Source organism: Pseudoalteromonas sp. H105, assembly GCF_001469215.1.
Lineage (GTDB): Bacteria > Pseudomonadota > Gammaproteobacteria > Enterobacterales > Alteromonadaceae > Pseudoalteromonas.
On record NZ_LOFH01000018.1, the window covers coordinates 16535 to 27980 of the forward strand.

Below are 11446 nucleotides of genomic sequence, written 5' to 3' on the forward strand. Positions count from 1 at the left end.
TTAAGGTCTCTTTGACTATGGTTGAATCACTAAATCTAAGATTTTTTGCGGTGTCATTTCGCTTAACTCAAGAACTGACTTACCAGATTTATCCATTGCTTGATGCACAACCCAGCGGCCTAAACGATAACCAATTGCAAAGCGCCCATCGGGATGAAAACCCCCCACCCAATGACCGTAATTAACATCAATGGGCAATGCCATCACTTCGGGTAACCACTCGCTGACATTATCAGGGTAGCCATAGGCTTTATCAAAATACTCATTGCTGTATGTGTCAGCAAACACACTCGCTAAACCTTCATTAACCGTTGCCACTGGAATGCCTGCGGGATTGCCAAACTTGTTTTCTGTCATTGTCCAGCCACGTGCTAAATGATGCATTTCATGTAAAGCCGCAGAGGTTAAGGCGGTTGTTGCTGAGCCGACAACGCCGCCTCGCGTTTTGGTTCCTAAATAGAAGCTCAATACGCCCGGTGCTTCAGCTCTGCCAAAAACGCCGCCGACAATGTCTAAATCTCGATCGCTGGTATTAATACGTGCTTCGATGGTTTTATCTAATGTCGGCATGAGCTGACGAACTCTTTGCTCAGTAAAGACAATAATTGAATGGATAACCTCAATTTCGGCATCGCTAAATTGATAACTTTCCATATTAAACACAGTCGTGACTGAGCCTGTTGTTTTGGTTTTTGTTTCATCTACGGCGATAGAGGCATTAGATAGCAACAAAGTTGAAAGTAATAAAAAATAAGTTAGTAGTGTTTTCATTGGTAATTTCCTCATATTAGTAACTTAATAGGGCAATCTGCGTGCCAATTGGTAAGTTGCTGTTATTTATGAGTTATATTTTTTGTTGATGTGTGAGCAGGGCGTTGTATTGTCGAAATCATAATAAAATTACTGAAAATAAAAATGCTCAAAAAATCATTCGCTGAGCGCAGGGCGGGATTGAGCGATGTAATTTACCAATCACAGCGAGGGCTAGGATTGCTGACCAGGTAGTTCAATGAAAACACAAGCGCCAGCACCGTCATTGTTTTTTGCATCTATTTTGCCGTGGTGCTTTTCAATGATTTCGCGGCAAAGATAAAGGCCAATACCTTGCCCTTCAGGTTTAGTGGTATAAAAAGGAACAAATAAATCACTTAGCTGATGAAAGCCCGTACCGTTGTCAATGACCTTAATCTGTATTTTCTCTTTGGGTGTGGATTGATATATTATTAGCTCGATTTTTGGCTGAAACTGAGATGAAGCAGCTTCATCTTGCTTGACGCTGATTGATTCCTGACTGTTTTTTATCAGGTTAATTAATACTTGCTCTAAGAGCACTTTGTCAGCCGTTATTTGGCATTCTTCTACCTGACAATGAAAATGGTGATCATCAATTAAACCGGTCAACGAATCTTGCAATGAACGACTACTAAAAGACGACACATTGAGCGTGATTGTTTTGGTTTGTTCAGAGTAATTTTTTACAAATGCAATAAGTGAATGGCTTCTATCGTGGATTACATGCAAAGCTTCTTTGTTTAACTCAGAAATATCAGCCTTACTTAACAGCGATTGGGTTAACGATTTGATCGGTGTTAAAGAGTTTTTAATTTCATGACTGATGACTCTCACCATTTGATGCCACGCTTTTCGTTCACTTTCTCGCAGCTCAGATGTGATATTGTTTAGCACCAGTAACGACATTGGTTGGTTTGACTCTACAAATTGACTTTCACTCAAACGCCAATTGCCAACTGCTAGGCTATCAGGTAAAGACCAGCCTGTACTGTCATTAAACACCATACCTAAATCTTGAATATTTCTGCTGCCATCGGTCTTGTCATGCAAACTAATCCAATGTTCAAACGCGTGGTTCATATACGTAACGTTGCCTTGTGCATCTACGACCGCAACCGGCGCATCAAATCGCGATATTAAGCGATAAACTAAGTAAACGTCTTTGGTGTAGGTGTCTTTTACTTGTTTAAAATGCAGATGTAATTTTTGTAAGTCTTGATGAATATGATTTAAAGCACCGCTTTGGTAACCTAGGTCAGCATACACATTATAATCGTCTTTCAGGAGGCTATTTATGTCGACTTTCAATAGTTTTAAGGGGGCGATGAAACGTTGATAAACTCGCCAACCCACTAATATGGTGCAGGTTATCACGATAATGTTTACCGTTAATATGGTTAAAAAGCTTGAGTTTAATAACGCTAACAACGCATTTAACATCAGTAAGAATAAACAAATGCATGAGGTTATTACAGCTGCAAACTGTCTCTCAAATGAACCTAATAAAGATGTCAGCCACATAGATATAACCTAAATTACTTTGCTAGTTCAAATTTATTAATACCAAATTTTTCCATGCGTCTATACATAGAGCTTTGGCTTATCCCTAATAGTTTTGCCGATTCTATGATGTTGCCCATGGTCTTTTTGAGTGCCATTTTTATGAGTTGTTGCTCAGCTTCTTCAATGGGGATTAATGGTAGCATGCCTTGCGAGTGCTGTGCGGAGTTTACTATGGACGAAGGTAAATCAATGTCGGTTATATCGATCATCTCACTTTCTGCTAATAAAACGCAGCGCTCTACTAAGTGGCTTAACTCCCTGATATTGCCTGGCCAATCATAGTGTTTTAGCACGTTAAGCGCGTCAGTCGAAAATTTCATTGGCGATTTAGCGTATTTTAATGCGTTAGCGTCGAGGAAATATTGCAAAAGTGGAGCTATATCCTCTCTTCTATCTTTAAGACTGGGCACGGTTAAATGAATCGTGTTTAAACGAAAATACAAATCCGCTCTAAATCTTCCGTCATTTATCATTTGTTCTAAATTAGCATTGGTTGCGCAAATAAGTCTTACATTGGCAATTTTGGTTGTGCTGTCACCAACCATTTCAAATTCACCCTCTTCGAGTACTCTCAATAATTTAGCTTGCTGATCCATGGTTAAATTGGCAATTTCATCAAGAAACAAAGTCCCCCCTTCAGCCAATTCAAAGCGTCCCATTCGGTCTGCTTTAGCATCGGTAAAAGCGCCTTTTTTGTGACCAAATAACTCACTTTCAAACAGCGACTCTGGAATAGCTCCCATGTTTACACTAATGAATGTTTTATCTGCTCTGAATGATAAGTGATGGATTTTTTTGGCGATTGAGCTCTTTCCCGTGCCATTTTCGCCAGTTAACATGATTGTTGCATCTGAAGCGGCTACCTTTTTTATTTTATTTAACAAGGTAGTCATGGGTTGGGAATTTAAGTGCGCTTGTTTCTCTTCTCGAACAAATTGTTGTTGTTGTTGCTTAAGTACTAAATTTTCTTTTTGTAGGCTAAACAGGGCGGTTTGTTGTTTAACAATTTGCAGCAACCGCTGGTTTTCCCAAGGTTTTTCAATAAAATCCTTTGCCCCTTTTTGCAGCGCTTCTACTGCCAAATCGACACTAGACCAGGCTGTCATTGCAACAACATTTACCTGAATGTTGTTGTCGTTTAATTGTGCTAAGAAACTCAGACCTTCTTGGCCCGATGTTGTGTCTCTTGAATAGTTCATATCAAGTAATACAACGTCATAACTTTGTTTTTTCAGCATAAACATGGCTACATGCAGACTTTCGGCCTCATGCACTTCGTAGTCATGCTCTGCCAACAGAAACCTTGCACTCATTCGCACATCTCGTTGGTCATCAACGACGAGAATTTGTTTTTTCATATTAATTCCTTATCAACCGACTTTAAGGGCGGGCATTGGGTTTTGTTTTAACAGTTTCACAATTGGTAAAAGTGCAACGGTTTGAAAAAAAACGTAAATAAACGGTGCAACAATGATTGCGGTAACGGCAACCTGCTTCAGTAAGTGTGTATTTTCAAACTGAGTGATCGTCATTAATATTATTAGCAGCATTGCTGCGACAATCCCTGCGATTAACGCGGAAGAGTTGTCGATAAAATTCATTTTGTAGAGATCCCAAGTACGAGTGCCTAGCGCTTGTCTTATCGCTATTTCTTTGTGTTTAGCATAAACACGGTACTGCATAACGGCATGCGCGCCAAGGCATGCTAAAGCAATGGAAACACCGCCAATAATTAAGGCGATTAACGCATAATACTTATCATTGATAAAGGTTTGTGCAAACCTTGAAGATACAGGGGAGACCCAAGCAAAGTTGATCTGGTCATCTGCTTGAATATACGTTGCCAGCTTACTCTCAATACCGATAACATTATGCGCTTTTCTCAACTTGATTAATACATGGCTACTCCACGCATCATAGGGCAAATACACCTGAAACCCTTGATTTGAAAAAACAGATGCATAAGTTGGCAATAGTTCATCTTCAACAACGGCGACCACTTGAAAACGTTGATTTGCACCGCGATTCATTCGTTGGCCAATTGCTGATGTATGAGGGTATGCTTTGTTTGCAGTACTAAGGCTCAATACGATCGGTTGTATGTCATCACCGAGAGATGAATTAAGCGTGAGATTGCCTGCCAAAACGTCCAAGCCAGCTAACGAAAAATAGTCATTATTAACAAAATTTGTCGGAAAACTTCCAATAAAGCGGCCGTCTGACTGATTAAACAAGCTTCGCATTGTGGGCAACATGGGTGGTTCATAGCTTAACGATGCGGCTTCAACAAGCGGGTGTGCGCGCACTTTTAACAGAATACGCTCGTTCAAAATTAGCCGCTCAGACTTGTCCAATTGAAATTCAGCGGGTTTGAAAGAGGCCGAAACCAGTGACTGGGTTTCAACGCCAACGGGTTGGTTTATAACACGATATGCACTCACAATGACCACTGTGGCAACCGTTATCATGATGGTGACAGCCATTACCTGCAACATGAGTAACACTTGAAAGCCTTCATTGCTTATTGTCAGGCTCGATTTTTGAATGTTGGTTGATGCAAATAAATGACCTTCAGAGCCATGAAAAACTTTATATGCCCAATTAGCAAAAAGATAGGATAGACCAAGTGACAGTAATAGATAGCTCGATACAGTCCCGAAGCCAATACTCAGTTCTTTCAATCGAGGGAAATAATCGCCAGCGATTAAAGGCAATAACTTTATAAACCAAGCGTTAACTAATAACGCAACCACCAAGCTGAACAACAAGATGATTAAGATTTGAATGAAATACTGTCTAAATAATTGGGCTTTATTTGCGCCAAGTGCGATGTAAATGTTTCTATGTTTCGTCCTTTGGCTATTTTGAATCAATAATAATATGGTGACATTGACACAGGCTATGCCCACCATTACGGCTATAGAAATAAGTAACGTTTTTGCCATAGGGGCGCTTTTTTGCGCAATTCGGTCTCGCAACAAATTGACTACCGCTGAGTAAGTTGACTTCCTAACGTTTGCTTGCTCCGCTGCAGTCATTGCATCATCGTTAGACGCTGCTAGCGTCGTTTCAATATGTTGCTGATAAAATACGTTCAATACATGGTCAGCCTGTTTAGTGACCTGTTCAACGTTAGCATGGTCAGCGAGTCTGGCTAAGGTGGTCACTTCCGATTTGGTTACAAACCAATTATTTTGCTGTTTATGGTTGTATGGGTTATTGCGCCAAGGTAGCCAAATAGCGGTATTGTTGTCATATATTTCTAATTCTGAAAACGTGGCTGTAGTGACAGCAACAACCTCCATTGATAGTCCGTTTATAACGACCGTTTTACCAAGAATATCTTTGTCATGTTGGTAGTGCTGCGCCCAAAAGGAATACGACAGAATAATTTGCGCAGCTCCTTTATCCCAATTAGGTGGCAATTGTCCTAACTCATAATTGTCTGCACTTAAGAGCTCAAAATAGCTCGAATTAACATATCTCACGCTCTCATTAAGCGTTTTAACTGGGTTTAGTTGAATCAATTCCCGTTTGGCGATTATGGGGGAAGCCTGCGTTAAACTGCTTAAATTCCCTGTGTTGATTGCTTGGCTTAACATTGCAGACGCGACAATACTTGCGCCTTTACCGTCTGTTTCCATGGAATTATTGGCGAGTTTGTTATTGATCGTGACTAGTTTCTCCGAGTGGCTATAAGGCAGCTTTTTAAGCAATAAGGTGTACGATAATTGAGAAATTGTCGCTAAGATGCCTAAAGTAAGCCCTAATGTGACCACCATAACAAAAACGCTTAATAGCCGGTTTTTAAAGCTTCTCACCGCAAGTTTAATTTCAAAAATCATGGCCGCTTACTCGCTATTCAATATCATAAAGCTGGCCATCGACAATTTTTAGTTGCCTGGATGCTCTGGCTGCATAGTCACTATCATGGGTCACCATACATAATGTAACACCTTGCGTATTAAGCTGTTGCAATAACGCCATAACAGCTTCACCATTGGCTGAGTCTAAATTGCCGGTGGGTTCATCAAGTAATAATACCGCGGGCTCATTGGCGATAGCTCTTGCTATCGCGACCAGTTGTTGCTGGCCGCCGGAAAGTTGCGCTGGATACTGCTCAGCCCTGTGAGTGAGATTAATTTGCTCTAATAAACCCGATACTTTTTCATCTATGTAGGCGTTTTTGTGCTTTTTACGGCTAATTCGCATTGGCAGAGCAATATTGTCATACACCGTTAACTCATTGAGTAAGTTAAAAGACTGAAATACAAAGCCAAGATCTTCGTTTCTAAGATCAGCTAGTTCATTATGATTTAGACGGTGAGTATCTTTATTTGCGAAAAAATACGAACCACTATCTGGCGTATCTAACATGCCAATAATTGACAGTAAGGTACTTTTGCCTGAACCTGAAGGCCCCATGATAGACATAAACTCACCAGCGTCGATAGACAAGTTAATGTCTCTCAACGCCTCAACTGTGAGCCGTTCAAAATGAAAGTGTTTATTTAGGTTTGATAGCTTAATCAGTGTCATTGGAGAGTGCCATTCATTTTGTTAATCTAATGCTTTGCTTTTTCATTATTGTAATTTCCTTAAGCATGTATTGGCTAATTGCAACCAAGGTGTTCATTGAGAAACAATAAAAGGCGCTGTCAGTAGTCGGCACTTAGTCTGCTTCTACTTTGCCCCTGAAGGCAAATAATACCTTTACTGTGCACACCTGAGTAACGGTTTAAGTCGCCCGTACTGAACAATATTGTGGTTTGAGCAGTCACAAGCATGGGTTCATAAATAACTTTAGTGTATGGAACAAATTGATGATTAGCTTTATATTCTAAATTATTTAGCGCTTTATAGAGAAAATCATTAAAAGTACTTTACTGTCACCGGTATAAAAAAAGAAGCAGTTATTAAGCCAGAGTTAACCAATTGTTTTATTATGGTTTTTTCTTTTTTTATTATTCAGGTTTTTCGATATTGACATTTTTTTTGCGATTTCATAAAACGTTTCTAACCTTTCACTTAGTGTATGCCAACAATACTCTGTGCATACAAATGTGGTGAATTTGGGGTTTACCTAGTTTGCTATTCACTCAAACTATTTTTCTCACTTTATTCGCAGCGTGTGTAAAAACCTCTAAATCTTCTTGACCTGTCTATGGCTTTACAGTTCATACTCACTATATCTTAAGAATATAGTGGTTAAATTTGGCATGTATTTAATTTCAGAGTTAGCGGCGAAAGCGAGTATATCGCGTACTACATTACTTTATTACGAAAAACAGGGGCTTATTAAGGGGCGCCGGCTTGAGAATGGCTATCGCTATTATAGCGAAGAGGATATGCAGCAGTTATTTCTTATTCAACAGCTACAGAGCGCAGGGTTAACTCTCAAAGAATGCCAGAGCTGTTTAGACGCTAAATTAGACAAACGTATTTTGCAAAAACGCTTAGCCCAGCTAAACGATGAAATCGAAAAAAAAGTTCAGGCTCGTGACTTACTTTTGGGACTACTCGGGGAGCGCTCTCAAAAAAATTTACATAATACGTTAAATAAGCATGCTCCTAACGTTTATCTAAATTGGTTACACACGCAAGGCTACAGTGAAAAAGACGCACTCAGATTAAAGTGGTTATCAAAAGATATGAATGAACATGCTAGTTATATGGAAGACTTTATGTTGGTCTTTGAAACGTTAGCGCGTTGGGGACCAGGTACTCAGAAGGACTCTTTAAAGGCGATTTCTTTAATAGCGACTGAAACAATGAATCATATTTTAGAAATAGGGTGTGGGACTGGAACTTCAACATTACTGCTCGCAGAGAACAGTAAAGCCCATATTACAGCGGTAGACAATGAGCCTACAGCTATCGAACAGCTTAACGAAAGAGTCAAAAACGCTCAGTTGAATGAACGAATTTCTCCTGTTTACGCCTCAATGACGGAACTGCCCTTTCAGGCGAAAAGCGTTGATGCCATTTGGGCTGAAGGCTGTGTTTATATCATGGGAATGGAAAACGCACTCAAACAATGGAAGCCACTGTTAAAAGACCATGGTGTGCTAATGATAAGTGACTTGGTGTGGCTAACAGACTCACCTGATGAAGAAACTAAACAGTTTTGGCAGGCAGACTACCCAGATATTCAAACGATACCGAAGCGATTGGCTTTGTTCAATAAGCTGGGTTATGAGGTGGTAGAACACTTTTCATTAGAAATTGAAGCATGGCAAAACTACTGGTTTCCGTTGAAAAAAAGAGTTCAGGAATTAAAGTCGGTTATGCCTGAGTCTCAAGCATTATTAGACATCGAAAAAGAGATTTCGATTTACGAGAAAAGTGCCGCCGAAGCGTTCACTTATCAGTATTTTATTTTAAAACTAACAAACGTGAGATAACCCCATGAAGTACGCTTTGTACAAACAAGCAGACACTCAAGAAATTATAACATTATTTGATGACACCTTTTCTGACTCAGAAGGCAAAGAAGAAGGCGCGTTAATCGCGAAGCTAATCCAGGACTTTTTCACTTTGCCCGCTAACGAAGAAGACCTACATATTTTTGTCGCACAAGATGAAAATGAGCGCATTGTTGGTTGCATTTTCTTCTCACGATTGACCTTTGCGAATGGTGAAAACATTTTTCTATTAGCGCCTGTTGCTGTTGCAACAGAGTATCATGGACAGGGGGTCGGTCAAGGGTTAATCCAGTTTGGGTTAGAGGCATTAAAAGAGAAAGGCGTCACCGTTGTGATCACTTATGGCGATATTAACTTTTACTCGAAAACAGGGTTTGCCCCAATCAGTCAGGATTTAATTCAAGCGCCGCTAGACTTATCATACCCTGAAGGGTGGATCGCACAATCTTTAGTGGGTGAAACCATCCCTAAAGTTGTTGGTAAACCCACGTGTTTAAAAGCTTTTGACAGCCCAATTTATTGGTAGGTGTATGAATGAGTGCTCCCACATTATTGGACTTAGGTATGCGACCATTTTTCCAGCAGCAGCTTTCACTAGAGGAGCTTGAGAGCTGTTTGCTTGGCCGAATCGTCGAGCATCATAAATCAGACGTTGTTTTGATGAGTGACAACGAGACTTTGCGATTTAATATCCCCCCTAAACTTGATGCAGTTTGCGTAGGCGATTGGGTTGTATTTATGCCAGAGCGAATAATTCGTGTACTTGAAAGGCAATCATTGTTTCAACGCAAGGCAGCCGGCAGTGCGCTTAAGTACCAGTTAATTGCGGCAAACATTGATAATCTATTTATCGTAAGTTCATTAAATGACGATTTTAGTTTAAATCGAATTGAGCGTTATTTAGCGTTGGCAAATGAAGCGGGGGTTGAACCTGTTATTGTGCTTACAAAAGCTGATTTATGCGATGATGCAGATGATATTCGACATCAAGTACAAAAGCTTGATCCATTATTAAGTGTTCATTGTGTTAACGCTTTGGATGTTCACGATGTGTCTGCATTGGAAACCTACTGTCATAAGGGAAAGACTATTGCCTTTCTCGGGTCTTCTGGTGTTGGGAAATCGACATTGGTAAACAGCGTGCTTAACCGCAATGAAATGGACACTGGGTGCATTCGCGAGCGAGATAGTAAAGGCCGTCATACAACCACCTTCCGCGCAATCAAATGGTTACCACGTGGTGGTTTATTGATGGATACGCCAGGTATGCGGGAGTTGCAACTTAGTGATGTTAAAGCAGGTATCCAACTCACTTTTTCTGACATTGAATCACTTGCCTCTCAATGCCGATTTAGTGACTGCCTGCATGAGGATGAACCTAGCTGTGCAGTTACCAAGGCTGTAGATAAAGGTAAATTGTCTGCTAGACGGTTAGATAATTACAAAAAGCTTATCCGTGAAGAGGCTCGCAACAGTGCGACGTTAGCTCAGAGAAGGGCTAAAGATCGTGCATTTACTAAAATGGTGAATTCAGTTCAAGAGCAAGCTCGCTCGGCTAAAAAATTTCGATGAGCGTTGCTGGGTCATCGTGTATGTAATCCATAAGATCTCTAGAGTACGAATTGAAGTTATAGACATACTGAAAACATTGCTATTTTGCAAAATAGGTTTTTGTTATTTAACCTAAACTCTGGTTAAGATATGTACTAATGTACTAATGTACTAATGTACTAATGTACTAATGTACTAATGTACTGATATTAAATAATAATTTTTTTATAAGTCTCCAGCCGGAGACTTTCAGGGGTAACAAGGCGAATTTATGCGTCAATAGCTGGCCTATTGCAAGTAAATTCAACGTAGTTAGCGCTTAAAGTAGCCGCTGGAGATATATTTATTATCCAGAGCTCAGGTTATTTAGGTATATATGGCTTTTTCATCTATCATTAATGCGCCCTAAATGCGTCAGAAATAGTCTCTAGTGAAAACTGGAAAGTTCACCTCGTTGTTGCGCACCCAGAGCAGGACTCATTTAATTTTGCTTTACATAAAACCGCAGTTGAAGTGTTGGAAAAGGAAAATTTTAAATTAACTATTTCAGATTTATATAAACAAAACTTCAACCCTGTTGCAGGGAGAAATGATACGACTCACTTTCCAGCCCACGATTTATTCCAATTAGCAAAAGCGCAAAGGTTAGCACTTTTGCATAATTCTTTTGAAAAGAGCATTAGCCAAGAGCAACAAAAATTAGCGTCATCTGATCTATTAATTTTTCAGTTTCCTCTATGGTGGTGGTCTTTTCCCAGTATATTGAAAGGGTGGATTGACCGTGTTTTATCCTCAGGTTTTGCTTATGGCAAAGATGCCACTCTTGCGCCTAAAAAGATTATGTATTCAATTACTACGGGGGGGGACTAGCTCTGAAGAATAGTTGGCGTACTATCAGCGTAAAATTGATGGATTATATCAAGATATATTTGGATTTATTGGGTGGCAGGTATTACCTGCTTTTATCGCCCATGGCGTACAACAAAAAACAGACGATGAACGGCAATTGCTACTCCAAAGTTACAAAGCGCATCTAGTTAAAAACGTTATTGCTTAAAGGGTAGTACTATCAATTATCTAGCAGAAAATAAGTGAGTGTTATAAACAGCAGGGGG

10 protein-coding genes are annotated in these 11446 nt (G+C 39.9%); 5 read left to right on the forward strand and 5 right to left on the reverse strand.

Features of this window, described 5'->3' with window-relative positions; translation table 11 throughout:
- Window positions 1-15: 15 nt before the first annotated feature.
- From ATS75_RS19495 to ATS75_RS19515, 5 genes are all read right to left on the reverse strand, one after another.
- Window positions 16-771, reverse strand: a complete 756-nt coding sequence (locus ATS75_RS19495; protein ID WP_058562086.1) for a hypothetical protein — start codon at window positions 769-771, stop codon at window positions 16-18.
- 213 nt (window positions 772-984) lie between these two features.
- Window positions 985-2313, reverse strand: coding sequence for a sensor histidine kinase (locus ATS75_RS19500; protein WP_058562087.1), 1329 nt, complete (start codon window positions 2311-2313; stop codon window positions 985-987).
- A 14-nt stretch (window positions 2314-2327) separates the two neighbouring features.
- Entirely contained in the window at window positions 2328-3713 is a 1386-nt protein-coding gene (locus ATS75_RS19505) for a sigma-54-dependent transcriptional regulator (RefSeq protein WP_058562088.1), read from the reverse strand.
- Window positions 3714-3725: 12 nt separating this feature from the next.
- A complete protein-coding gene (locus tag ATS75_RS19510) occupies window positions 3726-6200 on the reverse strand; it encodes an ABC transporter permease (RefSeq protein WP_058562089.1) in 2475 nt (824 codons plus the stop codon).
- 13 nt (window positions 6201-6213) lie between these two features.
- Complete coding sequence (locus ATS75_RS19515; protein WP_058562090.1) at window positions 6214-6894, reverse strand: ABC transporter ATP-binding protein; 681 nt, start codon at window positions 6892-6894, stop codon at window positions 6214-6216.
- A 680-nt stretch (window positions 6895-7574) separates the two neighbouring features.
- On the opposite strand from ATS75_RS19515, the gene ATS75_RS19520 reads away from it, so the two are divergent.
- From ATS75_RS19520 to ATS75_RS20465, 5 genes are all read left to right on the forward strand, one after another.
- Complete coding sequence (locus ATS75_RS19520; protein WP_058562094.1) at window positions 7575-8759, forward strand: MerR family transcriptional regulator; 1185 nt, start codon at window positions 7575-7577, stop codon at window positions 8757-8759.
- Window positions 8760-8763: 4 nt separating this feature from the next.
- Window positions 8764-9306 (forward strand): GNAT family N-acetyltransferase, encoded by a 543-nt coding sequence (locus ATS75_RS19525; protein WP_058562091.1) that lies wholly within the window; start codon window positions 8764-8766, stop codon window positions 9304-9306.
- 8 nt (window positions 9307-9314) lie between these two features.
- Window positions 9315-10352 (forward strand): ribosome small subunit-dependent GTPase A, encoded by a 1038-nt coding sequence (gene rsgA / locus ATS75_RS19530; RefSeq protein ID WP_058562092.1) that lies wholly within the window; start codon window positions 9315-9317, stop codon window positions 10350-10352.
- Between the two features lie 399 nt (window positions 10353-10751).
- Entirely contained in the window at window positions 10752-11201 is a 450-nt protein-coding gene (locus tag ATS75_RS19535) for an NAD(P)H-dependent oxidoreductase (protein ID WP_082665531.1), read from the forward strand.
- A gap of 13 nt (window positions 11202-11214) precedes the next feature.
- Window positions 11215-11388 carry a hypothetical protein gene (locus ATS75_RS20465; protein WP_161936908.1) on the forward strand — a complete coding sequence of 58 codons (174 nt, stop codon included), beginning with the start codon at window positions 11215-11217 and terminating at the stop codon, window positions 11386-11388.
- Window positions 11389-11446: the final 58 nt, after the last annotated feature.

Bases quoted from the DNA above. Each gene is read 5' to 3' on its own strand.
- ATS75_RS19495 (WP_058562086.1), bottom strand. From the start codon at position 771: ATGAAAACACTACTAACTTATTTTTTATTACTTTCAACTTTGTTGCTA.
- ATS75_RS19500 (WP_058562087.1), bottom strand. From the start codon at position 2,313: ATGTGGCTGACATCTTTATTAGGTTCATTTGAGAGACAGTTTGCAGCT.
- ATS75_RS19505 (WP_058562088.1), bottom strand. From the start codon at position 3,713: ATGAAAAAACAAATTCTCGTCGTTGATGACCAACGAGATGTGCGAATG.
- ATS75_RS19510 (WP_058562089.1), bottom strand. From the start codon at position 6,200: ATGATTTTTGAAATTAAACTTGCGGTGAGAAGCTTTAAAAACCGGCTA.
- ATS75_RS19515 (WP_058562090.1), bottom strand. From the start codon at position 6,894: ATGACACTGATTAAGCTATCAAACCTAAATAAACACTTTCATTTTGAA.
- ATS75_RS19520 (WP_058562094.1), top strand. From the start codon at position 7,575: ATGTATTTAATTTCAGAGTTAGCGGCGAAAGCGAGTATATCGCGTACT.
- ATS75_RS19525 (WP_058562091.1), top strand. From the start codon at position 8,764: ATGAAGTACGCTTTGTACAAACAAGCAGACACTCAAGAAATTATAACA.
- rsgA (WP_058562092.1), top strand. From the start codon at position 9,315: ATGAGTGCTCCCACATTATTGGACTTAGGTATGCGACCATTTTTCCAG.